The organism is Streptomyces avermitilis MA-4680 = NBRC 14893 (assembly GCF_000009765.2).
Lineage (GTDB): Bacteria > Actinomycetota > Actinomycetes > Streptomycetales > Streptomycetaceae > Streptomyces > Streptomyces avermitilis.
Genome location: NC_003155.5, coordinates 2,035,905 through 2,059,967, shown reverse-complemented (window position 1 = coordinate 2,059,967; position 24,063 = coordinate 2,035,905). Strand labels below are relative to the sequence as shown.

20 protein-coding genes are annotated in these 24,063 nt (G+C 71.4%); 12 read left to right on the top strand and 8 right to left on the bottom strand.

Annotation, left to right across the window (positions count from 1 at the left end; all coding sequences use genetic code 11):
- Positions 1–65 precede the first annotated feature (65 nt).
- The 3 genes from SAVERM_RS08895 (at position 66) to SAVERM_RS08885 (ending at position 4,380) form a co-directional block, all read left to right on the top strand.
- The gene (locus SAVERM_RS08895) at positions 66–1,280 is read left to right on the top strand and encodes an acetyl-CoA C-acetyltransferase (protein WP_010983120.1); all 1,215 of its coding nucleotides are present in this window, start codon (positions 66–68) and stop codon (positions 1,278–1,280) included.
- Positions 1,281–1,332: 52 nt separating this feature from the next.
- Complete coding sequence (locus SAVERM_RS08890) at positions 1,333–3,540, top strand: 3-hydroxyacyl-CoA dehydrogenase NAD-binding domain-containing protein (protein WP_010983119.1); 2,208 nt, start codon at positions 1,333–1,335, stop codon at positions 3,538–3,540.
- A 198-nt stretch (positions 3,541–3,738) separates the two neighbouring features.
- Positions 3,739–4,380 carry an SDR family NAD(P)-dependent oxidoreductase gene (locus SAVERM_RS08885; RefSeq protein WP_010983118.1) on the top strand — a complete coding sequence of 214 codons (642 nt, stop codon included), beginning with the start codon at positions 3,739–3,741 and terminating at the stop codon, positions 4,378–4,380.
- A 107-nt stretch (positions 4,381–4,487) separates the two neighbouring features.
- Here SAVERM_RS08885 and SAVERM_RS08880 read toward each other — a convergent pair whose 3' ends face one another.
- Positions 4,488–5,183: a MerR family transcriptional regulator gene (locus SAVERM_RS08880; protein WP_010983117.1), complete on the bottom strand. Its 696-nt coding sequence runs from the start codon at positions 5,181–5,183 to the stop codon at positions 4,488–4,490.
- A 323-nt stretch (positions 5,184–5,506) separates the two neighbouring features.
- On the opposite strand from SAVERM_RS08880, the gene SAVERM_RS08875 reads away from it, so the two are divergent.
- Together SAVERM_RS08875 and SAVERM_RS08870 are read left to right on the top strand one after the other, a co-directional pair.
- Positions 5,507–6,970: an amino acid permease gene (locus tag SAVERM_RS08875; RefSeq protein ID WP_010983116.1), complete on the top strand. Its 1,464-nt coding sequence runs from the start codon at positions 5,507–5,509 to the stop codon at positions 6,968–6,970.
- A 43-nt stretch (positions 6,971–7,013) separates the two neighbouring features.
- Positions 7,014–7,493: a macro domain-containing protein gene (locus SAVERM_RS08870; RefSeq protein ID WP_010983115.1), complete on the top strand. Its 480-nt coding sequence runs from the start codon at positions 7,014–7,016 to the stop codon at positions 7,491–7,493.
- A gap of 236 nt (positions 7,494–7,729) precedes the next feature.
- On the opposite strand, the gene SAVERM_RS08865 is transcribed toward SAVERM_RS08870, so the two are convergent.
- Positions 7,730–9,223, bottom strand: a complete 1,494-nt coding sequence (locus tag SAVERM_RS08865; RefSeq protein WP_010983114.1) for a M1 family metallopeptidase — start codon at positions 9,221–9,223, stop codon at positions 7,730–7,732.
- Positions 9,224–9,404: 181 nt separating this feature from the next.
- Here SAVERM_RS08865 and SAVERM_RS08860 point away from each other — a divergent pair, with 181 nt between their 5' ends.
- The gene (locus tag SAVERM_RS08860; protein WP_037645876.1) at positions 9,405–11,366 is read left to right on the top strand and encodes a Xaa-Pro dipeptidyl-peptidase; all 1,962 of its coding nucleotides are present in this window, start codon (positions 9,405–9,407) and stop codon (positions 11,364–11,366) included.
- Positions 11,367–11,377: 11 nt separating this feature from the next.
- Complete coding sequence (locus tag SAVERM_RS08855; RefSeq protein ID WP_037645878.1) at positions 11,378–12,658, top strand: M14 family metallopeptidase; 1,281 nt, start codon at positions 11,378–11,380, stop codon at positions 12,656–12,658.
- A 4-nt stretch (positions 12,659–12,662) separates the two neighbouring features.
- Here SAVERM_RS08855 and SAVERM_RS08850 read toward each other — a convergent pair whose 3' ends face one another.
- Positions 12,663–13,616 (bottom strand): FAD-dependent oxidoreductase, encoded by a 954-nt coding sequence (locus SAVERM_RS08850; protein WP_010983111.1) that lies wholly within the window; start codon positions 13,614–13,616, stop codon positions 12,663–12,665.
- A 66-nt stretch (positions 13,617–13,682) separates the two neighbouring features.
- On the opposite strand from SAVERM_RS08850, the gene SAVERM_RS08845 reads away from it, so the two are divergent.
- Positions 13,683–14,702: a hypothetical protein gene (locus tag SAVERM_RS08845; RefSeq protein ID WP_010983110.1), complete on the top strand. Its 1,020-nt coding sequence runs from the start codon at positions 13,683–13,685 to the stop codon at positions 14,700–14,702.
- A gap of 75 nt (positions 14,703–14,777) precedes the next feature.
- Entirely contained in the window at positions 14,778–16,418 is a 1,641-nt protein-coding gene (locus SAVERM_RS08840; protein WP_010983109.1) for an ABC-F family ATP-binding cassette domain-containing protein, read from the top strand.
- 156 nt (positions 16,419–16,574) lie between these two features.
- Here the strand turns inward: SAVERM_RS08840 and SAVERM_RS08835 are convergent, their stop codons facing one another.
- From SAVERM_RS08835 to SAVERM_RS08830, 3 genes are all read right to left on the bottom strand, one after another.
- Entirely contained in the window at positions 16,575–19,007 is a 2,433-nt protein-coding gene (locus tag SAVERM_RS08835; RefSeq protein WP_010983108.1) for a Tex family protein, read from the bottom strand.
- A 103-nt stretch (positions 19,008–19,110) separates the two neighbouring features.
- On the bottom strand, positions 19,111–19,236 hold the full coding sequence (locus tag SAVERM_RS45285) for an LPFR motif small protein (RefSeq protein ID WP_255222036.1): 126 nt from the start codon (positions 19,234–19,236) through the stop codon (positions 19,111–19,113).
- A gap of 52 nt (positions 19,237–19,288) precedes the next feature.
- Positions 19,289–20,155: an SCO6745 family protein gene (locus SAVERM_RS08830; RefSeq protein ID WP_037645882.1), complete on the bottom strand. Its 867-nt coding sequence runs from the start codon at positions 20,153–20,155 to the stop codon at positions 19,289–19,291.
- A 112-nt stretch (positions 20,156–20,267) separates the two neighbouring features.
- On the opposite strand from SAVERM_RS08830, the gene SAVERM_RS08825 reads away from it, so the two are divergent.
- Together SAVERM_RS08825 and SAVERM_RS08820 are read left to right on the top strand one after the other, a co-directional pair.
- Positions 20,268–21,221 carry a GlxA family transcriptional regulator gene (locus tag SAVERM_RS08825; RefSeq protein ID WP_037645884.1) on the top strand — a complete coding sequence of 318 codons (954 nt, stop codon included), beginning with the start codon at positions 20,268–20,270 and terminating at the stop codon, positions 21,219–21,221.
- 25 nt (positions 21,222–21,246) lie between these two features.
- Positions 21,247–21,882 (top strand): DJ-1/PfpI family protein, encoded by a 636-nt coding sequence (locus SAVERM_RS08820; RefSeq protein WP_010983105.1) that lies wholly within the window; start codon positions 21,247–21,249, stop codon positions 21,880–21,882.
- Here the strand turns inward: SAVERM_RS08820 and SAVERM_RS08815 are convergent.
- On the bottom strand, positions 21,869–22,618 hold the full coding sequence (locus tag SAVERM_RS08815) for an enoyl-CoA hydratase/isomerase family protein (protein ID WP_010983104.1): 750 nt from the start codon (positions 22,616–22,618) through the stop codon (positions 21,869–21,871). The two genes, SAVERM_RS08820 and SAVERM_RS08815, sit on opposite strands and share 14 nt — an antisense overlap.
- Before the next feature lie 259 nt (positions 22,619–22,877).
- On the opposite strand from SAVERM_RS08815, the gene SAVERM_RS08810 reads away from it, so the two are divergent.
- Positions 22,878–23,387, top strand: coding sequence for an ATP-binding protein (locus SAVERM_RS08810; protein ID WP_037646177.1), 510 nt, complete (start codon positions 22,878–22,880; stop codon positions 23,385–23,387).
- Between the two features lie 73 nt (positions 23,388–23,460).
- On the opposite strand, the gene idi is transcribed toward SAVERM_RS08810, so the two are convergent.
- The gene (idi, locus tag SAVERM_RS08805; RefSeq protein ID WP_010983102.1) at positions 23,461–24,054 is read right to left on the bottom strand and encodes an isopentenyl-diphosphate Delta-isomerase; all 594 of its coding nucleotides are present in this window, start codon (positions 24,052–24,054) and stop codon (positions 23,461–23,463) included.
- Between the last annotated feature and the right edge of the window lie 9 nt (positions 24,055–24,063).

Sequence of the window (24,063 nt, the reverse complement as noted above, 5' to 3'; positions counted from 1 at the left end):
CCGAACCCGCCCGGTCGGTCGACACCGTCAAGAGCCGGCTCCAACCCTCCCCGAAAGGCCCATCAGTGAGCACCGAAGCGTACGTGTACGACGCGATCCGCACCCCGCGCGGGCGTGGCAAGGCCAGCGGGGCCCTGCACGGCACGAAGCCCATCGACCTCGTGGTGGGACTCATCCACGAGATCCGCGACCGTTTCCCCGGGCTGGACCCGGCCGCGATCGACGACATCGTGCTCGGTGTGGTGGGTCCTGTCGGCGACCAGGGCTCCGACATCGCCCGGATCGCCGCGATCGCGGCCGGGCTGCCCGACACGGTGGCCGGCGTCCAGGAGAACCGCTTCTGCGCGTCCGGCCTGGAGGCGGTCAACCTGGCCGCCGTCAAGGTCCGTTCGGGCTGGGAGGACCTGGTGCTCGCGGGCGGCGTCGAGTCGATGTCCCGGGTGCCGATGGCTTCGGACGGCGGCGCCTGGTTCGCCGACCCGATGACCAACATGGCCACCAACTTCGTACCGCAGGGCATCGGCGCCGATCTCATCGCCACGATCGAGGGCTTCACCCGCCGGGACGTCGACGAGTACGCGGCGCTCTCCCAGGAGCGGGCCGCGGCCGCCTGGAAGGACGGGCGCTTCGAGAAGTCCGTCGTGCCCGTGAAGGACCGCAGCGGTCTCGTCGTTCTCGACCACGACGAGCACCTGCGGCCCGGCACCACCGCCGACTCGCTCGCCAAGCTGAAGCCGTCGTTCGCCGACATCGGCGACCTGGGCGGCTTCGACGCGGTCGCCCTCCAGAAGTACCACTGGGTCGAGCAGATCGACCACGTCCACCACGCGGGCAACTCGTCCGGCATCGTGGACGGCGCCTCGCTGGTCGCCATCGGCTCGAAGGAGGTCGGCGAGCGCTACGGTCTGCGGCCCCGCGCCCGCATCGTCTCCGCCGCCGTCTCCGGCTCCGAGCCCACCATCATGCTCACGGGCCCCGCGCCCGCCACCCGCAAGGCGCTCGCCAAGGCGGGGCTGAGCATCGACGACATCGACCTGGTCGAGATCAACGAGGCCTTCGCGGCCGTAGTCCTGCGCTTCGCGCGGGACATGGGCCTGTCCCTGGACAAGGTCAACGTCAACGGCGGCGCCATCGCCCTCGGGCACCCGCTCGGAGCCACCGGCGCGATGATCCTCGGCACCCTCGTCGACGAACTGGAGCGCCAGGACAAGCGCTACGGCCTGGCCACGCTGTGCGTCGGCGGCGGCATGGGCATCGCGACGATCGTCGAGCGTGTCTGACCCCCAACGGATCTTTCTGACCCTCCCCAAGGGATCTTACGGAGCACCCCTGATGAGCACTGAGCCCACCACCATCCGCTGGGAACAGGACGAGACCGGGATCGTCACCCTCGTTCTCGACGACCCCAACCAGTCCGCCAACACCATGAACCAGGCCTTCAGGGCGTCGATCGCGGCGATCGCCGACCGCGCCGAGGCCGAGAAGGACTCCATCCGCGGGATCATCTACACCTCCGCCAAGAAGACCTTCTTCGCGGGCGGCGACCTCAAGGACATGATGAAGGCCGGCCCGTCGGACGCCCAGCGGGCGTTCGAGACCGGTACGGCGATCAAGAACTCCCTGCGCCGCATCGAGACCCTGGGCAAGCCGGTGGTCGCCGCCATCAACGGCGCGGCCCTCGGCGGCGGTTACGAGATCGCTCTCGCCTCCCACCACCGCATCGCCCTCGACGCGCCCGGCTCCAAGATCGGCCTGCCCGAGGTCACCCTCGGTCTGCTCCCGGCGGGCGGCGGCGTCACCCGTACCGTACGCCTCATGGGCATCGCCGACGCCCTCCTGAAGGTGCTCCTCCAGGGCACCCAGTACGCGCCCGCCCGCGCCCTCGAGAACGGCCTCGTCCACGAAGTCGCCGCGACCCACGAGGAGATGCTCGCGGGGGCCCGCGCCTTCATCGACGCCAACCCCGAGTCCCAGCAGCCCTGGGACAAGCCGGGCTACCGCATCCCGGGCGGTACCCCCGCCAACCCGAAGTTCGCGGCGAACCTGCCGGCCTTCCCGGCCAACCTGAAGAAGCAGCTGAACGGCGCCCCCTACCCGGCCCCGCGCAACATCCTCGCGGCCGCCGTCGAGGGCTCCCAGGTCGACTTCGAGACCGCCCTGGTGATCGAGGCCCGCTACTTCACCGAGCTGGTCACCGGACAGACCGCCAAGAACATGATCCAGGCGTTCTTCTTCGACCTCCAGGCCGTCAACTCCGGCGCCAACCGCCCCCAGGGCGTCGCACCGCGCCAGGTCCGCAAGGTCGCCGTACTCGGCGCCGGGATGATGGGCGCGGGCATCGCCTACTCATGTGCCCGCGCGGGCATCGAGGTCGTCCTCAAGGACGTGTCCGCGGAGGCCGCGGCCAAGGGCAGGGGCTACTCCGAGAAGCTGTGCGCCAAGGCGGTCTCCCGGGGACGTACGACTCAGGAGAAGGCGGACGCGCTCCTCGCCCGCATCACGCCCACCGCCGACCCTGCCGACCTGGCGGGCTGCGACGCGGTGATCGAGGCCGTCTTCGAGGACACGGCGCTCAAGCACAAGGTGTTCGAGGAGATCGAGCACATCGTCGAGCCGGACGCCCTGCTCTGCTCCAACACCTCCACCCTGCCCATCACCGCACTCGCCGAGGGCGTGGAGCGCCAGGCCGACTTCATCGGGCTGCACTTCTTCTCGCCCGTCGACAAGATGCCGCTCGTCGAGATCATCAAGGGCGAGCGGACCGGCGACGAGGCGCTGGCGCGCGCCTTCGACCTGGTCCGCCAGATCAACAAGACCCCGATCGTCGTCAACGACTCGCGCGGCTTCTTCACCTCCCGTGTCATCGGCCACTTCATCAACGAGGGCGTGGCGATGGTCGGTGAGGGCATCGAGCCCGCGTCCATCGAGCAGGCGGCCGCGCAGGCGGGCTATCCGGCCAAGGTCCTGTCCCTCATGGACGAGTTGACGCTCACCCTGCCGCGCAAGATCCGGGCCGAGTCGAAGCGGGCGGTCGAGGAGGCGGGCGGCACGTGGGTGACCCACCCGGCGGAGGCGGTCATCGACCGCATGGTCGACGAGTTCGGCCGCACGGGACGCGGCGGCGGTGCGGGCTTCTACGACTACGTGGACGGCAAGCGCGCCAAGCTGTGGCCCGGGCTGCGCGAGCACTTCACCAAGCCGGGCCATGAGATCCCCTTCGAGGACATGCAGGAGCGCATGCTCTTCGCCGAGGCGCTGGACACCGTCCGGCTCCTCGAGGAGGGCGTGCTGACGTCCGTCGCGGACGCCAATATCGGGTCGATCTTCGGGATCGGTTTCCCGGGCTGGACCGGCGGTGTCCTCCAGTACATCAACGGGTACGCCGGCGGGCCGGGTGCCGGCGCCGGGGCAGGTGCCGGCCTGCCCGGCTTCGTGGCACGGGCGCGTGAACTCGCCGAGCGCTACGGGGAGCGGTTCACGCCGCCGGCCCTGCTCGTGGAGAAGGCGGAGAAGGGCGAGCACTTCAGCGACGCGAAGTAGCGCGACGGGGAGGGGCCTGCGACGGCGCGTCGCTGAGCGGCGCGAGGTGTCGTGTCGCTGAGCGGCACGCCGCTCCTGCCCAGGTGGACGGGACCGGACGCCGAGCGGCGAACCGGTCCCGTCCCCTCCCTGCCCGCCCGTCCCGGCGAGTGAAAACGCGCTCTTGCCGCCGCCCTGACGGCTCACCACACTCGCTGCATGGAGACACGTACCGCCCTGGTGACCGGAGCGGCACAGGGCCTCGGGCAGGAGTTCGCCGTCGCGCTCGCGGGGCGCGGCTTCCGGGTGGCGGGGCTCGACCTGGTCCCGCAGCCGGAAACGGCGAAACGGGTGCTGGACTACGTGGAGTTGACCGCGGACGTCAGCGACGAGGAGCAGGTCCGGGAGGCGCTGGACGAGGTCATCGACCGGTTCGGCACGCTGCACGTCCTGGTCAACAACGCGGGCGCCGGCCCCGAGTCGGACTTCGAGGACACGACGCCCGAGGAGTGGCGGCGGGCCATGCGCGTCAACCTGGAGGCCCCTTTCCTGGTGACCCGCGCCGTGCTGCCGTATCTGAAGGCGGCGGGCTGGGGCCGCATCGTGAACATCGCGTCGGCGGCGGTCTTCGCCGCACCGCCGACGAGGGTCGCCCACGTGACCTCGAAGGCCGGCCTGATCGGCCTGACCCGCTCACTCGCCTCGGCCCTCGGCCCGTACGGCATCACGGTCAACGCGATCGCCCCGAGCGCGGTCCGCACGGCGGATCTGGTCTCCACGCTGCTGTACGTCGTCGACGAGGGCAGCGGTCTCCTGACCGGCCAGACCCTGACCGTGGCGGGCGGCTCGACGTGCTGGTGAGGGGCTCGACGTATCGGTGAGCGGCTCGACGTGCTGGTGAGGGGTGCGGCCACGTCCGCGACCGCACCACGTGGTCTCGTCGCTCGTAGTACCCCGTCGGGAGGGGCTCAGGACTCCGCCAGCCACTCCCGCAGCTCCTCCCGCAGGGAGCGCTGGAAGGTGGTGAGCAGGGCCTGCACGACCAGCGGCTGCATGTGCGCCGACAAGGACTTCACCGCCTGCGAGTCGCGCTCGGCCACCGCGTCCCGGAACAGCCGCGACAGCTCGTGGGCCGCCGCGCGCGAGTGCTCGATGAGTGCGGTGCGCGCCGCGAGGATCGCCTCGTGGGCGACCGGCACGTCGAGGAGCTGGACGCCCAGCGGCAGCAGCCCGGGGTCCACGCGGAACGCGTCCTCGGTCCGGGCGAGCACGCTCATCGCGGCGAGCCGCTCCAGGTCCGCCTCGCCCAGCGGCCGGCCCGCCCGCCGCTCCAGCTCCGCCCGGGTCACCGTCTCCACCGCGTCCGGCGCCCAGGAAGCGACCACGGCACGGTGGAGGGCCAGGTCGTGGGCGCTCAGGTCCGGCGGGAGCTGCTGGAGGTGGCGCTCGATCGCGGCGAGCGTCATCCCCTGGTGCTGCAACTCCTCGATGAGGGCGAGCCGGGCCAGGTGCTCCTGGCTGTAGTGGCCCACCCGCCGGGGGCCGATCGAGGGCGGCGGCAGCAGGCCCTTGGAGCTGTAGAAACGGACCGTGCGGACCGTGACGCCCGCACGCGCGGCCAGTTCGTCGACCGTGAGTGTCGGCTCGCCGGTGTCCGTCGTCATGACAGCCTCGCCTTCCCGGATCGCGCGGCGATCGCCCTCCAGTACGGGCGGCGACGCGGTGTAACAGTATTGCTGTCTCACCACGGGGTGAAAGGCCTGTCCGGCCCCGTGGCGGGGGGTGTGAGGCATGACGTTCGGGCGATTGTCCACCCCATGATCAACATGTGAGATGTGCCGCTATGTGACATGCGCCATCGCATGCGCGGCGATCGCCGGGGGAAGGTGGCGCCTTGGTCTGTGCCGCGTCCCGTGCGGAGCGGGCCGTGGCACATCCGGAGACCCGAGGACTCGTTCCACGGGCGCACCAGAGAGTGGATCCACCCGTGAGCAAGGACGCCGTAGACACGGCCAGGGTTGCATCGCGCACCGATGTGACCCAGTCGCCCGCGGACGCAGGCGACGCCGGTTACAGCAAGGACCTCAAGGCCCGCCACGTCAACATGATCGCGATCGGCGGAGCGATCGGCACCGGTCTCTTCCTCGGTGCCGGCGGCCGCCTCCACAACGCGGGACCAGCCCTCGCCATCGCCTACCTCGTCTGCGGCGTCTTCGCCTTCTTCGTGGTCCGGGCCCTCGGCGAACTGGTCCTCTACCGGCCCTCGTCCGGATCCTTCGTGTCGTACGCGCGCGAGTTCCTCGGCGAGAAGGGCGCGTACGTTGCCGGGTGGATGTACTTCCTGAACTGGTCGACGACCGGAATCGCGGACATCACCGCGATCGCCCTCTACACCCACTACTGGAGCCTCTTCACCGACATCCCGCAGTGGGTGCTCGCGCTGATCGCGCTCGCGGTCGTCCTGGCCGTGAACCTGATCTCGGTGAAGATCTTCGGCGAGATGGAGTTCTGGTTCGCGATCATCAAGGTCGCCACGCTGGTCGGATTCATGCTGATCGGCATCTTCCTGCTGGCCACGCACCACGAGGTCGGCGGCCACACCCCGGGCCTGAGCGCCGTCACGGACCACGGCGGGATCTTCCCGCACGGGATGATGCCGGTCGTCCTGGTGATGCAGGGCGTGATCTTCGCGTACGCGGCCCTGGAGCTGGTCGGTGTCGCGGCGGGCGAGACCGCCGAGCCGGAGAAGGTCGTCCCGCGCGCGGTGAACTCGATCATGTGGCGCGTCGGCCTCTTCTATGTCGGCTCGGTCGTCCTGCTCGCACTGCTGCTGCCCGGATCGGTGTACTCGGCGGACCAGAGCCCCTTCGTCACGGTGCTGTCGAAGATCGGCATCCCGGCGGCCGGTGACGTGATGAACCTGGTGGTCCTCACGGCCGCCATGTCGTCGCTGAACTCCGGTCTCTACTCGACCGGCCGCATCCTGCGCTCCATGGCCATGGCGGGCTCGGCGCCCAAGTTCACGGCGCGGATGAACCGCAGCCAGGTCCCGTACGGCGGCATCCTGCTCACCTGCGCGGTCTGCGTCCTCGGCGTCGGCCTCAACTACCTGATGCCGACCCAGGCCTTCGAGATCGTCCTGAACGTGGCATCCCTCGGCATCATCAGCACCTGGGTGATCATCATGATCTGCCACCTGGTGTTCGTCCGCCGCGCCCGGGCGGGCCTGGTGACCCGGCCGTCCTTCCGGCTGTTCGGCAGCCCCGTCACGGAGATCGTCACGATCGCCTTCCTGCTGGCCGTGCTCGGCCTGATGTGGAACGACCCCGAGGTCGGCCGTAAGACCCTCCTCCTCATCCCGCTCGTCGCCGTCCTGCTGGTGGGCGGCTGGTTCGCGGTCCGCCGCCGGGTCTCGCAGGCCGAGGACCGGGAGCTCGCGCAGCTGAAGTAGCAGGTCGGCGGCCACTGTCAGTGGCAGTGCCTACGGTGGCGTCATGTCGGAGATCAGGTATGTCCGGGGTGACGCCACCGTTCCGTCGGGCGAGGGCGTGAAGATGATCGCCCATGTGTGCAACGACATCGGGGGCTGGGGAAGCGGCTTCGTGCTGGCCGTGTCCCACCGCTGGCCGGAGCCCGAGAAGGCGTACCGAGCCTGGTACCGGGACCGCGCGGCGAACGACTTCGGGCTGGGCGCCGCCCAGTTCGTCCAGGTCGAGCGGTCTCTGTGGGTGGCCAACATGATCGGCCAGCGGGGGATACGCACCAGCGACAACGAGGTGCCCGTACGGTACGAGGCGATCGACGCGGCGCTCGGTCTGCTCGCCGACAGGGCCGTCGCACTCGACGCGTCCGTCCACCTGCCGCGCATCGGCTGTGGACTGGCCGGCGGCACCTGGTCACGCGTGGAGCCGCTCATCACGGAGCGGCTCGTGCGGCGGGGCATACCGGTGACGGTCTACGACCACGGCGACTGAGCGAGGGACGCGCCCTCCGTGCGGGGACCGCTCGCGCATCAAGGCCGAGCCGAGGCCGACCTGACCATGGGCCGAAGCCGAAGCCGAAGCCGAAGCCGAAGCCGAAGCCGAAGCCGAAGCCGAAGCCGAAGCCCGGCTCGGGCTCGGCTCGGCGTCTCCGGCTCGCCGGAGCCGGCCTCGGCCCCGGCGACCCGGATCGTGGGCGAGCCGCCGGCCGCCCGGGGGAACCCGGCTGATCAGCCCTGGTGCGCCGAGTTCGTCGCGGCGATCTTCTTCCAGGACCTCGGCTGGACGGTGGCCGCCGCGGTACGGGACGCGAGCGACGCGCCCTTCGCCGCGGACGCGGCCGGCTTCGACGGCTGGAACAGCCAGGTGTCGAAGAGGGCGGCCAGCGACTTGCCCGACACCTTCTCCGCGTACTTCTGGAAGTCGCCGACCGCCGCGTTCCCGTACGCGTGGTCCTTCGGCCAGCCCTTCAGGACGGCGAAGAACGCGTCGTCACCGATCTCGTTGCGCAGTGCCTGGACGGCCAGCGCCCCCCGGTCGTACACGGCGGTGTCGAACTGGTCGTCCGGACCCGGATCCCCGGGCTTGACCGTCCAGAACGCGTCGTCGGCCGGGTGCGAGGCGTACACGTAGTCCGCCAGTTCCTGCGTCGTGCCCTCACCCTCGTGCTCCGACCACAGCCACTGCGCGTACCGCGCGAAGCCCTCGTTGATCCAGATGTCCTTCCACCCGGCGAGGGAGACGTCGTCGCCGTACCACTGGTGGGCCAGTTCGTGGACGACGACGGAGGTGTTCGAGCCGTTCGCGAACTGCTTCGGGCTGTAGTACACGCGGGTCTGCGTCTCCAGGGCGTACCCGGTGGTCGTGTTGGGCACGTATCCGCCGACCGAGTTGAACGGGTAGGGGCCGAAGTACCCGCTCAGCCAGTCGACGAGCTCCCCGGTCCGCTCCACGCTCGCCCGCGCGGCACCGTCGTTGTCGCCGAGGTCCTTGCTGTAGGCGTTGATGACCGGGATCCCGTCGGACGTCTTCCCGGTCGTGATGTCGAACCTGCCGACGGCGAGCGTGGTGAGGTACGTGGCCTGCGGCTTGGTGGACCGCCAGTTGTAGCGCGTCCAGCCGAGTTTCGAACTGGTGGACTGCAGTAGGCCGTTGGAGATCGCCTGGGTGCCGTCCGGCACGGCCACCGACACGTCGTACGTGGCCTTGTCGCTCGGGTGGTCGTTGCTCGGATACCACCACCAGGCAGCCTCGGGCTCGTCCGCCGCGACCGCGCCGTCCGGAGTGCGGTGCCAGGTGCTGAACCCGTACGCGCTCTTCGTCGACGGCACCCCGCTGTAGCGGACGACGACCGTGACCGGCGTGCCCTTGGGCAGCGGCGTCGCCGGGGTGATCTCCAGCTCGTGCTGACCCGACGTCGTGAACGAGGCCTTGGCGCCGTTGACCCGCACCTCGCTCACATCGAGCAGGAAGTCCAGATCGAACCGTGAAAGGTCCTGTTTCGTCGTGGCCAGGAGGGTGGCCGTGCCCTCCAACTCGTCCGTCCGCGGCTGGTACTTCAGCCGCAGATCGTAGTGCGAGACGTCGTATCCGCCGTTGCCGTAGGCCGGGTAGTAGGGGTCGCCGATGCCCGGCGCTCCGGGGGAGTAGCTCGCGGCCGATGCCGGGATCGCCAGCAGGAGGGAGGCCGCGAGCGCGCCCGGGGCGATGAGTCTGCGGTGCACAGGAGCTCCAAGTCATAGGGGCACGAAGTCTGTTCGGACCCTATTCAGTCCCTGTGGCCGCGGGCATGTCCACAGCCGCTCCTGTCACACGATCGCCATTCGGACGTCATGAGTGATTCCGCCCCACAGGTGTCTCACAGACCCTCTTTTGCAAGGGAGTTGGCCGGGGTACCTTCCGCCCATGCCGAAACGTGCGCGCCGTATGCGCCTCACGACCTGGAGATCGCCGGTCACCGCGGTCATCGCCGCCCTGCTGGCCGCCTTCCTGACTCCCGCCGCCGCACACGGCGCGCCACGGGAGAGCGCCCCGGTCTACTCGTACGAGAACGCCATCCGGGAGTCCGTATGGGTGGACACCCGCCTCGACGGCGACGGCGACGGGAAGACCGACCGCGTGGCCGTCGACGTCGTCCGTCCCCGCGAACTCGCCCGGCAGGGCCGCAAGATTCCCGTGATCATGGACGCGAGCCCGTACTACTCCTGCTGCGGACGCGGCAACGAGAGCCAGAAGAAGACGTACGACGCGAACGGCGACGTCGTCCGGATGCCGCTCTTCTACGACAACTACTTCGTGCCCCGCGGCTACGCCTTCGTCGGTGTCGACCTCGCCGGCACCAACCGCTCCGACGGCTGCGTGGACGTGGGCGGCCGCTCCGACATCCAGTCGGCGAAGGCGGTGATCGACTGGCTGAACGGCCGGGCGCACGGCTACACCAGCCGCACCGGCACCGCCCGGGCCAAGGCGACCTGGACCAACGGCAGGACCGGCATGATCGGCAAGAGCTGGGACGGCACCGTCGCCAACGGCGTCGCGGCCACCGGGGTCAAGGGCCTGAAGACCATCGTGCCCATCAGCGCCATCTCCTCCTGGTACGACTACTACTTCGCCAAGGGCGCCCCGCTCTACGACTCGGGCCCGGACTGGCTGTCCGACTACGTGGACAGCCCCGACGCCCGCACCAAGTGCGCCGCCGTGCAGCGCAAGCTCGTCGACGAGGCGCCGCGCACCGGTGACTGGACCTCGCTGTGGACCGAGCGCGACTATGTCAAGGACGCGAGCAAGGTCCGGGCGAGCGTCTTCCTGGTCCACGGCATGCAGGACCTCAACGTCCGCGCCAAGAACTTCGGCCAGTGGTGGAGCGCCCTCGCGAAGAACGGCGTCGAGCGCAAGATCTGGCTGTCCCAGACCGGCCACGTCGACCCGTTCGACTTCCGCCGCACCGCCTGGGTGGACACGCTGCACCGCTGGTTCGACCATGAACTCCTCGGCTACGACAACGGCGTCGACCGCGAGCCGACGGCCGACATCGAGCGCCACCCCGACCAGTGGGTCACGTCCACGCTCTGGCCGCCGCGCGGCACGGACGCCGTGACGCTGCGACCCGGCACGGGCACCCAGGCCGGTGTCGGCACCCTCGGGCTGCGTACCGGATCCGGCACCGAGACCTTCACCGACGACCCGCGGCTGAGCGAGACGGACTGGGCCGCCCACATCGACGAGTCCACCGCGAGCAAGGCCGGATTCGTCACCGCGCCCCTGGCCGGGGACGTGCGTCTGTCCGGCTCCTCCAAGGTGACCGTCACCGCCACACCGACCACCTCCACGGCCCACCTGTCCGCGGTACTCGTCGACCTCGGCCCGGACACGATCCGCGACTACGCCGACGGCGGCGAGGGCATCACCACGCTCACCGACCGCACCTGCTGGGGTGCGAGCACGGCCGGAGACAGCGCCTGCTTCAAGAACACGCGGGCCACGACCGCCGCCGTCGACTACACCGTCCTCAGCCGCGGCTGGGCCGACCTCGGCAACCACGCCTCCGCCCGCAAGGGCGTCCCGCTCACCCCGGGCAAGGCGTACACGATCACCCTCGACCTCGCCGCCACCGACCACGTCGTCCCGAAGGGCCACCGGCTCGCACTGATCGTCGCCGGCACCGACAAGGACCTCATCGACCCTCCGTCGAGCACGCCCACCCTGACGCTCGACCTGGCCCGCACCTCGGCCCGGGTCCCGCTCGTCGGAGGCGCCGCCGCCTTCACCCGGGCGACCGCCCAGTCCGGCACCGCCGCGGACGCCACCGTCCTCGACGGCGTACGTGAGCCGCACACCGCGCACCGCGTCCCCGGAGGCGGCCTGTGACGACCCGACGCATGAGCGCCGTCGCCCTCGCGGCGGCGGCCCTCGCCGCGCCCCTGCTCACAGCACCCGCGCACGCGGCCGAACCCCCGCCGCGTACGGGATTCGAGCAGACCGACGGCGCCCGCTGGACCACGCAGCCCGAGGAGCAGGACTTCCTGACCGCGCTCGACAGGACGAGCGAGCGGGTGTCCCTCGCCCGTATCGGCACGACCGAGCAGGGGCGGCCGCTGGACCTCGTCCGGGTCGGAGGCGGACACCGCGCCCGTGCCACCGTGCTGCTCGTCTGCAGCCAGCACGGGGACGAGCCCTCCGGTCGCGAGGCCTGCCTGACCACCGTCCGCGATCTCGCGTACGCGAAGGACGCGCATACCCGGCGCTTCCTGAAACAGACCACCCTGCTCGTCGTGCCCACCGCCAACCCCGACGGCCGGGCCGCCGACACCCGCGGCAACAGCGACGGCGTCGACATCAACCGCGACCACCTGGAACTGCGGACCGCCGAGGCCCGTGCCGTGGCGGCGGTCCTCCGCGACCGCCGGCCCGACGTGATCTACGACCTGCACGAGTACGGGGCCACGCCCCCGTACTACGACAAGGACCTGTTCGACCTCTGGCCGCGCAACCTCAACACCGACCCCACGGTGCACGACGAGGCACAGACCCTGTCACAGGCGTATGTGCGCCCGGCCGCCCAGCGGGCGGGGTACACGACAGGGACCTACGGCATCTGGACCGATCCCGTCACCGGCGATCCGGTCAAACAGACCGCCGGGGACGGACAGGAGCGGATCCTGCGGAACATGTCAGGCGTCAAACACGCCGCCGGACTGCTCATCGAGAGCCGCGTCGACCCCCTCACGGACGCCGAACAGACGGACGGATCACTCAACAAGCGGCGTCGGGTCCAATCCCAACTGGCCGCGCTGGGAGGTCTGTTCGGCTTTACCGGCGAGCGCGGCGCACGGGTCGCCGCCGCCACCGACGCGGCCCGGCTCGCCGGGTACCGCGACCGCGGGCCGGTCTATGTGGGCGGCGCCGACAACGACCCCGCCGAACCCGCCGAGGTGATTCAGAACCCGCCCTGCGGCTACCGGCTCACCGCCGAGCAGTACACGGCCGTCAAGGACCGGCTCGCCCTGCACGGCGTGCGCGTACGCCACGAGGGCGCCGACGGCGCCGACGGCACAGTCCTCGTACCGCTGCGCCAGTCGCTGCGCGCCCTCGTCCCGCTGCTCCTCGACGAGCGTGCGCCGTACCACCTCACGGCCGGAGAAGCGGCCGCCGACTGCTGACCGCTCACCAGGAGGCGGCCAGCCCTGCCGCCTCCTGGGCGCACCCCCAGGCCACGGTGACGCCCGCGCCGCCGTGGCCGTAGTTGTGCACCAACACCCGTCCGTCCGAGAGCGGTTCGCGTTCCAGCCGGACCGTGCCGCGCGCCGGCCGCAGCCCCGTCCGGTGCTCCAGGACCCGCGCCCCGGCGATCTCGGGTCGCCACGCCGCACAGCGCCGCACGATCGCCTCGGCCACCGCCGGATCGGGCACGAGGGACCACTCGTCCTCGACCGCCGTGCCGCCGAGCAGAAGCCGGCCCGGCTGCGGGAAGAAGTACGCCATCTCCCCGTCGGCCCCGGTGGAGACGAGCCAGGTGCGGATGCCGGGGTTCTCCACGACGACGAGCTGCCCCCGCACGGGACGCACCGACGTGTCCGGTACGAGGTCACGGGCGCCCAGGCCCGTGCAGTTGACCACGACCGGCGCCTTGGCCTCCGCGAGGTCGGTCACCGTACGGGTCTCGACCGTCCCGCCCGCCGCGGTGAACCGCTCGCGCAGCCACCGCAGATGCGCCGGCATGTCGATCAGCGGCAGCCGTGCCCACAGCCCGCCCCCGGGACACTCCTCGGCCGTCGCCGCCCGCAGCCCGAGGGCCCGGCCCAATGCCCACGCCTCGGTCTCCTCCAGCGTCGCCCCGCCCTGCACGCCTTCGACCATGCGTACACCGGTTCGCCCGGGGCGTGTCGCCAGTTCCTCGTACACATCGAACGAGGTGAGGGCCCACGCGCGGGCCGACGCCGCCGGCTCGATCCGATACGGCCACCACAGCGCGCCCGCCACCGCCGAGGTGGTCCGCTCGACCGGCTCCCGCGTCCACACGCGTACGCGCCGGCCGCTCTCCGCCAGGACGATCGCCGTCGTCAGCCCTATGACGCCGCCGCCGACCACGATGACCTCACCGCTTCGACCAGTCTCCACGCCCGGACGTTAGCGGAATATGTCATGCCGTGCTCACATCGCTCCTCCTCTGGGAATACTCACCCCATGTCTGCCGAGTACGCGACCTTCGGCCTGGCACCGGCGATGCGTGCCGGTGGAGTCCTCACCAACGGCGATTACCAAGTGCACCGGGACTTCGTGGACTTCATCGTCGACGGGCGCCCGCTGCTGTTCCAGCTCTCCGACCTCGACGCCGTCTCCCCACTGGCCTCCGACGTGCCACCCGCGATCTTCACCGCGCAGGTCCGGGGCCTGCTGCTGGAGGCGGAGGCTCCGCCCGCGGACGGCCGGTACGTCATCTATGGCTGCCCCGAATGCGAGAACATCGAGTGCGGGGCCGTCACCGCCGTCATCGAGAAGGACGGCGAGGATTTCGTCTGGCGCGACTTCGCCTGGCAGACGGACGAGCGGGCGGACCTGGAGCTGAACGGCTACCACGGGATCGGTCCGTTCCGCTTCCATGGCACCGAGTACCGTGACGCGCTCAGCTCCCTCCTCGACGGCGGCTCGGGCCCGCGCCGCCGCGTCCTGCTGATCGGCGCCCGCGTCGCCGTCCTCGCCAAGCTCGCCGCCGCCCTGCGCACGATCGGTATCGGCGCCGACATCACCCACGACGCCACGGCGGTCCCGGCCGACGAACTACGGGAGTACGGCGCGGTGGCCTTCGGCCGGGCCGTCGGCGAAAAGGAACGTGCCGCCGTGCGGCAGTCCTTCGCGCGCGCCGGGGTCGAGGTCGCGTACATCGACGGCCTGGCGCCGATCATCCCGCTCCTCGTGGCGCAGACGGAGCACGCCCTGGACCGCAGTCCCGAGGAGCGGCGCCGGCTGACCCGCCTGGTCGCGGCCGACGGCGAGGCGGGCATCGAGGTCACCTCCACCTGCCGGGTCCGCCTCACGGCGTACCGGCTGGACCGTCTGTACCGCACCCACGTCCACGAGGTCTTCGACGATGTCCTGGAGGCCGGACGCCATCGGATCCCCCTTGACCCGAAGGCGACGAAAGGCGAGTCCTTCGTGGTGGCGAGGACGTCGGGGAGCGTGCTGGTGGCGGCGATGGAACGCTGACATCGGTGGTCCGGGCCGGTGGCGCCCGTATCCCGTTGGGCGCTGCCCCACCGGGTCGTTAGGATTTGCCTTCTCATGACTGCCACTCTCGTCGCCAAGAACCTCGCCGCCGGCCACGGTGACCGCTCGCTCTTCTCCGGACTCGACCTCGTCGTCGCGCCCGGCGAGGTGATCGGGCTCGTCGGTGCCAACGGCGCGGGCAAGTCCACGCTGCTGCGCCTGCTCGCCGGACTGCTCCCCCCGGAAGAGGGAGAGCTGCGGCTCTCCCCGCCGACCGCCACGGTCGGACATCTGCCGCAGGAGCCGGAGCGCCGGCCCGGCGAGACCGTACGGGAGTTCCTCGCGCGCCGCACCGGCGTGGCCGAGGCCCAGCGGGTCATGGACGAGGCCACGCAGGGGCTGGTCGACGGGGCCCCGGGCGCCGACGACGCCTACGCGGTGAGCCTGGAGCGCTGGCTCGACCTGGGCGGCGCGGACCTGGACGAGCGGGCCGAGGAGGTCGCCGACTCGCTCGGTCTGACCGTCGGCCTCGACCAGCCGATGACCTCCCTGTCCGGCGGACAGGCGGCCCGCGCGGGCCTCGCCTCCCTCCTCCTCTCCCGCTACGACGTGTTCCTCCTCGACGAGCCCACCAACGATCTGGACCTGGACGGTCTGGAGCGCCTCGAACGCTTCGTCGGCGGGCTGCGCGCGGGCACCGTCGTCGTCAGTCACGACCGCGAGTTCCTCACCCGCACGGTCACCAAGGTCCTCGAACTCGACCTCGCACAGCAGCAGATCACGCTGTACGGCGGCGGCTACGAGGCCTATCTGGAGGAGCGCGAGACCGCGCGCCGACACGCCCGCGAGGACTACGACGAGTATGCGGACAAGAGGGCGGCCCTCGAAGGGCGGGCCCAGATGCAGCGCTCCTGGATGGACAAGGGCGTCAAGAACGCCCGGCGCAAGGCCGGAAACGACAACGACAAGATCGGCCGCAAGTTCCGCAGCGAGGCCAGCGAGAAGCAGGCCTCGAAGGCCCGGCAGACCCAGCGCATGATCGAGCGGCTCGACACGGTCGAGGAGCCCCGCAAGGAGTGGGAACTGCGTATGGAGATCGCGGCCGCCCCGCGCTCGGGCGCCGTCGTGGCCACCCTGCGGGACGCCGAGGTCCGGCGCGGCGACTTCACCTTCGGCCCCGCGACGCTCCAGATCGACTGGGCGGACCGCGTCGCGGTCACCGGCGCGAACGGGGCCGGCAAGTCGACGCTGCTGGGTGCCCTGCTGGGCCGGATCCCGCTGGACGCCGGGCACGCGACCCTCGGTTCCAGCGTGGTCGTGGGCGAGGTCGACCAGGCCCGCAAGCTCTTCCACGGCTCCGAGGCCCTGCTCGATGCGTTCTGCGCGGCCGTCCCGGACACGGAACCGGCCGAGGTGCGCACGCTGCTGGCGAAGTTCGGCCTGAAGTCGCACCACGTCCTGCGCCCCGCGGCGAGCCTGTCCCCGGGCGAACGCACCCGGTCGGCACTGGCCCTGCTCCAGGGCCGGGGCGTCAACCTCCTCGTCCTCGACGAGCCGACCAACCACCTCGACCTCCCCGCGATCGAACAGCTGGAGACGGCGCTCGACTCGTACGAGGGCACGCTGCTGCTGGTCACGCACGACCGTCGGATGCTGGACGCGGTGCGCACGACACGGCAGCTGGAGGTCGCGGACGGCAAGGTGACCGAGCGCTGAAGCGGGGCGGGCCCTGAAGCGGGGCGAGCGCTGAAGCGGGGCGAGCGCTGAAGCGGGGCTGGAGCGGAGCGGGCCCGAACCGCCGGTGCCGTCACCGAACGGGCACCGTGGGCCCGGGCCCCCGGTGGCGTACCGGGCGGCCCGGGCCCCTGCCGCTCAGCCCTTGCCCCGCTTGGGGTCGACGAGCCCGGCCCGGCGCAGGGCGTCCGCCATCGCACTGTTGGCCGGCGGCGGAGCCTGACGTGAACCGCCCCCGCCGCCACCCCCGCCGGCCCGGCCCTGGCGCTGCGGCTGCTGTTGCCGTTGCTGCTGTTGCCGCTGCTGAGGCGGCCGGCCGGCCCCGCGCTGCTGACGACCGCCGCCGCCCTGGCCCTGCTGGTCCTGCCGGCCCTCGGACGCCGCCGCCTCGTCGTCGAGGCGCAGCGTCAGCGAGATCCGCTTGCGCGGGATGTCGATGTCCAGCACCTTCACCTTGACGATGTCGCCCGGCTTCACCACGTCCCGCGGGTCCTTGACGAACGTCTTGGACATGGCGGAGACATGGACCAGGCCGTCCTGGTGCACACCGATGTCCACGAACGCCCCGAACGCGGCGACATTCGTGACGACACCTTCCAGCACCATCCCGGACGCCAGGTCGGAGATCTTCTCGACGCCCTCCTTGAAGGTGGCCGTCTTGAACGCGGGCCGCGGGTCGCGCCCGGGCTTCTCCAGCTCCCTCAGGATGTCGCTCACGGTCGGCAGACCGAAGGTCTCGTCCACGAAGTCGTCCGGCCGCAGCGAGCGCAGCACACCGGAGTTGCCGATCAGCGAGGCGACCTCGCTGCCCGCCGACTTCACCATGCGCCGCACCACCGGATACGCCTCGGGGTGCACGCTGGACGCGTCCAGGGGGTCGTCGCCGCCCCGGATACGCAGGAAGCCCGCACACTGCTCGTACGCCTTCGGACCGAGGCGGGCCACGCCCTTCAGCTTCGTCCGGGACGTGAACGGGCCGTTCGCGTCCCGATGCGCCACGATGTTCTCCGCGAGGCCGGAGGAGATCCCGGACACCCGCGCGAGCAGGGGCGCGGAGGCCGTGTTCACGTCCACACCGACGCCGTTCACACAGTCCTCGACGACCGCGTCGAGCGAGCGCGACAGCTTCACCTCGGACAGGTCGTGCTGGTACTGCCCGACACCGATCGACTTCGGGTCGATCTTCACCAGCTCGGCGAGCGGGTCCTGGAGCCGGCGTGCGATGGAGACGGCACCGCGCAGCGACACATCCATGCCGGGCAGCTCCTGCGAGGCGAACGCCGACGCCGAGTACACGGAAGCCCCCGCCTCGGAGACCATCACCTTGGTGAGCTGCAACTCCGGGTGCCGGGTGATGAGTTCACCGGCGAGCTTGTCGGTCTCGCGGGACGCCGTGCCGTTGCCGATCGCGATCAGTTCGACCGCGTGCTCCTTGGCGAGGCGGGCCAGCTTGGCCAGGGCCTCGTCCCACTTGTTCGCCGGGACGTGCGGGTGGATGACGTCCGTGGCGACGACCTTGCCGGTCGCGTCCACGACGGCGACCTTCACACCCGTACGGAACCCGGGGTCGAGCCCGAGCGTCGCGCGGGTACCGGCGGGGGCGGCGAGCAGCAGGTCGCGCAGGTTCGCCGCGAAGACATTGACCGCCTCGTCCTCGGCGGCCGTCCGCAGCCGCAGCCGCAGGTCGATCCCGAGGTGCACCAGGATGCGGGTGCGCCAGGCCCAGCGGACCGTGTCGCCCAGCCACTTGTCACCCGGGCGCCCGCGGTCGGCGATCCCGAAGCGGTGGGCGACGATTCCCTCGTACGAGGACGGCCCGGGCTGCTCGGAGGGCTCCTCGGGCTCCAGGACGAGGTCGAGAACGTCCTCCTTCTCGCCGCGCAGCATCGCGAGGATGCGGTGCGAGGGCAGCTCGGTGAAGGGCTCGGCGAAGTCGAAGTAGTCGGCGAACTTGGCGCCCGTCTCCTCCTTGCCGTCCCGCACCTTGGCGGCGAGGCGCCCGCGCACCCACATGCGCTCGCGCAGCTCGCCGATCAGGTCGGCGTCCTCCGAGAACCGCTCGGTGAGGATGGAGCGCGCGCCGTCGAGTGCGGCCTGCGGGTCGGCGACGCCCTTGTCGGCGTCGACGAAGGCGGCTGCTGCCGCCGCCGGGTCGACCGACGGGTCGCCGAGCAGACCCTCGGCCAGCGGCTCGAGGCCCGCCTCCCGGGCGATCTGCGCCTTCGTGCGCCGCTTGGGCTTGAACGGCAGGTAGATGTCCTCCAGGCGGGCCTTGGTCTCGGCACCGCGGATCTGGGCCTCCACCTCCGCGGTGAGCTTGCCCTGCTCGCGCACCGACTCCAGGATCGCCGTGCGCCGCTCCTCCAGCTCCCGCAGGTAGCGCAGCCGCTCCTCGAGCGTGCGCAGCTGCGCGTCGTCGAGCATCTCGGTCGCTTCCTTGCGGTAGCGGGCGATGAAGGGCACCGTCGAACCGCCGTCGAGCAAGTCGACGGCCGCCTTCACCTGCCGCTCCCGTACGCCGAGCTCCTCCGCGATCCTGCCTTCGATGGACCCTACGAGGGGTGTCGTCACGATCCCGTACCGCCTTCTCCACTGAGGTTGCGCGGCAATTGTGGCAGGTGACACCGACAATGGGGGATCAGGGCGGCGCGGTGGGCCGGGCGCGGCGGGTGTGTCACCCGCGGCGGGTCGCGGTGGAGGCGCCGCCGAACAGCCGGGCCAGGGCCCTGAAGGGCAGTGTCACCACCGTGGCGATGGCGCCGCCGATCTGCCGGAACACGTCTGCGATTGCTCGGAACACGAACTTCCCCTTTCCTCTCCCGGACCGTCGGCCCGGGAGAGGAACGTGTACCTCAACTCTTGCCGATCATGCCTGTGGGGAACGCGCCCGCCGCCATCGCCCTGCTCAGCAGCCCCGCCGCCAGCTCCGTGAGCCGTGCCACGCCCGCGGCGCCGAGGTGCTCGTACGGCGCACGGTCGATCCGGTCCGTCTGCGCCTCGATCTCCTTGCGCAGGGCGGTTCCGGCCTCGGTCAACTCGCCCTCCGCGTCGAGCAGTCCGCGCTCGCGCAGCCGCAGAACGGCGGCCTCCCAGTGCTCCTGGCTCCAGCCGCGGGTGGCGAGGGCCCACTTCGGCGCCATGCCCTTGCCGGTCGCCGTGTGGCTGACCAGCGCCTCCACCGGGTCCAGTTCCGCACCGAGCAGCACGGTGAGGTGACCGTCCCCGCGGTGCTCGCGCAGCAGGGTGGCCGCGTGCCAGAGCGCCAGGTGCGGCGCGTCGGGCACCGGCAGGTCGGCGTGCGCGGCGTACAGGGGGCGCGCGTTCCTGGAACACGCCTCGGTCGCGCGCAGCGCCAGCTCCGCCGCCTCGGCCACCTCCTCGGCGGCGAGCAGCTCCGCGCCGAGCAGCCGCCGCAGTGTGGCGTCGACGGCACGCGCGCGTGCCGCCAGCACCACCTCGGGAGAGGCCGTCCCCCACACCCCGGGCACATGCGCGGCGACCAGCTCGTGGCGGAAGTTGTGGAACGTCGCCGTCACCACGCCGGCGCCCACCGGCCCCATGGCCGCGGCCCGCGCCGCGAAGTAGGCGGCCTGGACGTCCCCGACACCGACGGCGGCCATCTCCCGCCCCAGATCGGGCGAGAAGTAGTGCGCCGAGTGCAGCGGGTTGATGACGTTGTGGCAGCGCCGCGCGGCGCGCTCTGGGAGGGGAGTGGTCAGGCCCCGCAGGTTACCGACTGGTCAGTATGCATGGAAGGCGGGGCGTCCCTTGGCAGGAAAGGTGGGGTACTCGTCCTTGCGGCCATCCGGCGGCCCGCCAAGAATCGAAGGCATGCGCACCGTTGTGGTCGTCCTGTTCGACGACGTGCAGAGCCTTGACGTCACCGGCCCGCTGGAGGTCTTCGCGGGCGCGGAGGCACACTCCGGCGGTACCTACCGCATCCGTACGGCGTCCCTGGACGGCGCGCCCGTGCGCACCTCCAGCGGCCTCGCGCTCGTCCCGGACCACTCCCTCACCGAGGCCCCCGCCGCGCACACCCTGCTCGTACCCGGCGGCAACGGCACCCGCCGCCCCGACCCCCGCCTGGTGGACTGGCTGCGCGCCCACGGCCCCCGTGCCGAGCGCCTGGTCTCCGTCTGCACCGGCGCCGTCCTGCTCGCCGAGGCGGGCCTCCTGGACGGGCGCCGGGCCACGACCCACTGGGCGTACTGCGACCAGCTCGCCCGCGACCACCCGGCGGTCGAGGTCGACGCCGACCCCATCTACGTACGCGACGGACACATCGCCACCTCGGCGGGCGTCACCGCCGGCATCGACCTCGCCCTCGCCCTCGTCGAGGAGGACCTGGGCCGTGATGTCGCGCTCTTGGTGGCCCGCCACCTGGTCGTCTTCCTGCGACGGCCCGGGAACCAGGCCCAGTTCAGTGCCCAGCTCGCCGCACAGACCGCGCAGCGCGCACCGCTGCGGGAGGTCCAGCAGTGGATCACCGAACACCCCGGCGACGACCTCACGGTCGAGTCGCTCGCCGCCCGCGCCCGGCTCTCGCCCCGCCACTTCGCCCGCGCCTTCCAGGCCGAGACGGGCACGACCCCCGGCCGGTACGTCGACGGGGTCCGCCTCGAACACGCCCGGCGCCTGCTGGAGGACACCGCGGACGGCGTCGAGGAGATCTCCCGTGCCTGCGGCTACGGCACGCCGGAGGCCATGCGCCGCGCTTTCGTCAGGGCGCTCGGCACGGCGCCGGCCGAGTACCGGCGCCGTTTCCACACCACCGTCACCCGCTGAAGGGAACTCCATGGAAGGGAACCCCATGCAGATCGCGATCGTCCTCTACGACCGCTTCACCGCCCTCGACGCCGTGGGCCCGTACGAGATCCTGGGCCGCCTCCCCGGCGCGGAGACCGTCTTCGTCGCCGAGCGGACCGGGCCCGTCCGCGCCGACACCGGAGCCCTCGCGCTCACCGCCGACAAGAGCCTGGCCGAGGTGCCGAGCCCCGACCTCGTGGTGGTTCCCGGCGGGCCCGGCCAGACCGCGCAGATGGAGAACGGGGTCCTCCTCGACTGGTTGCGGGCCGCCGACGCGAGCAGCACCTGGACCACGTCCGTGTGCACCGGCTCACTGCTGCTCGCCGCGGCCGGCCTGCTGAAGGGGCGCCGCGCCACCTCGCACTGGCTGGCCCTGGACCTCCTCGACCGGTTCGGCGCCGCACCGACCGGGGAGCGGGTCGTGTTCGACGGCAAGTACGTCACCGCCGCCGGTGTGTCCTCCGGCATCGACATGGGGCTCGCCCTGCTCGGCCGCATCGCGGGCGACGAACACGCCCAGGCCGTACAGCTGTTGACGGAGTACGACCCGCAGCCGCCCTACGACGCGGGGTCCCCGCAGAAGGCGCCCGCCCACCTCGTCGAGGAGTTCCGCACCAGCAGCCGCTTCATCCTGACGTAGTCCAGGTGAAGCGCGGCCGGCGGTGCTCCAGGAAGGCGGCGACCCCCTCCGCGGTGTCGCCGCTGCCGCGCGCCTGCTGTGCCCAGTACGTGTCCCGGTCCGCGCGTCCGTTCGCGAACTCCTTGGCCGCCGCCTGCGTCAGCTGCGAACGCGCGGTCAGTACGCGGGTGAACTCGGCCACCCGCTTGTCGAGCTGTCCCTCGGGCAGCACCTCGTCGACGAAGCCCGTGCGCAGCGCCCGCTCCGCGTCGATCAACTCGCCGGAGAACAGCAGGTACTTGGCGGTGGCCGGCCCCACCAGCGACACCAGTCGGCGAGTGGCGGAGGCCGGATAGACGATCCCGAGTTTCGCCGGCGTCACCCCGAACAGGGACCCCGCCTCGGCGAACCGCAGATCGCAGGCCGCCGCGAGCTGGGAACCGCCGCCCACGCAGTATCCGCGGACCGCCGCCAGGGTCGGCTTGGGGAAGGCCGCGAGCGACTCCTCGGCCCGCGCGGCCAGCGCCTGCGCCTCGTCCGGTGAGTCCAGCAGGGTCGAGATGTCGGCACCGGCGCAGAACGTGTCGCCCTGGCCGGTGAGCACCAGCGCGTTCACGGCGGTGTCGGAGGCCAACTCGTCCAGCAGGGACGGCAACGCCCGCCACATGCCCGCGGTCATGGCATTGCGCTTGGCCGGGTGGTGGATGACAACGGTGGCCACCCCGTCGGCGACGCTGTGCAGCAGCTGCGGCTCCATGTGCCGGATGCTATCCGCACCCGCCGAACGCCGGATCGAGGAGGGGCGGGCTCTCTCCCCCCTCCAAACCCGTACAACCCGAAAAGTTCCGAAGTCGGCACGACACGGACAGGGGTGATCCCGCGGTCGATCCCATCGTGCACAGGCGGTCGGGATCTGCCGATAATCGCTGATTTCTGTTCAGTCATTCGGTATGGACCAGCGCATTACCAACACTCGACGTGTGGTGACAATCGAGCGCGAGGGTGGCGACCGGACGATGGACGACCAAGGGCGAGGGACCGGCCCACGCCCTGAAGGCGGCGCGGACATGCCCGACGACGGGAGACCTCCCGCCCCGCTGCCGTACGAGGGGGTCTGGCGGTACACCGCCCCCGCCGTCGACGCCTCGGTGCCGCAGGCGCGGCACGCCGTCCGGGACCTGCTGGCCCGTCAGGGCGTGCCCGTCTCCCGCGACCTCGCCCAGGGACTGCTGCTGATCGTCTCCGAACTGGTCACCAACGCCGTCAGGCACGCGGCGCTGCTGTCACCGATGCTGGCGGTGGAGGTCGCCGTCGGGGCCGACTGGCTGCGGATCTCCGTGGAGGACAACCACCCCTACCGCCCCACCGCCCTGGAGGCCGACCACGGGCAGACCGGCGGACGCGGACTGCTTCTGGTGCGGGAGATCACCAGGGAGGCGGGCGGGGTGTGCGACGTGGAGCACACGGCGAGCGGCGGCAAGGTGATCTGGGCGGCCGTGCCGCTCAAGCCCGTCGGCATGTTCTAGCCCGTGGGCATGTTCTGGCCCGTCGGCATGTGCTGGTCCGCCGGTGTGTTCCCGTCCGCCGCGGTACGGCGGCTCACCAGCCCGCGGACGGGCCCGTCAGCTCCCGGACCGCCGGACGGGCCGCGTCCAGGACGGTCATGAACCATGAGGAGAACGGGTCCTTCGCGTGCCGCTCCGCCAGTTCGGCGGCGGTGACGAAGGCCGTGTCGCCGATTTCCTCGGCGTCGGGGCGCAACGGGGACTGCACCAGCCCGACGAAGAGGTGGTTGAACTCCTGCTCGACCAGCCCCGAGTCCGGGTCCGGGTGGTTGTAGCGGACCGTGCCCGCCTCGGCGAGCAGCGAGGGGGAGACCCCGAGCTCCTCGTGGGTCCGCCGGGCGGCCGCCGCGAAGGGCGCCTCGCCCGGGTAGGGGTGGCCGCAGCAGGTGTTCGACCAGACGCCGGGGGAGTGGTACTTGCCCAGGGCGCGCTGTTGCAGCAGCAGCCGGCCCTGCTCGTCGAAGAGGAACACGGAGAACGCCCGGTGCAGCTGCCCGGGCGGCTGATGGGCGGCGAGCTTCTCCGCCGTGCCGATCGTAGTGCCGTTCTCGTCGACCAGCTCCAGCAAGATCGCTTCAGCGGTGCCGTTCGACGAACTGTGCGTCGAGGTGGCAGGTGTGATCGGCATACCCATCCT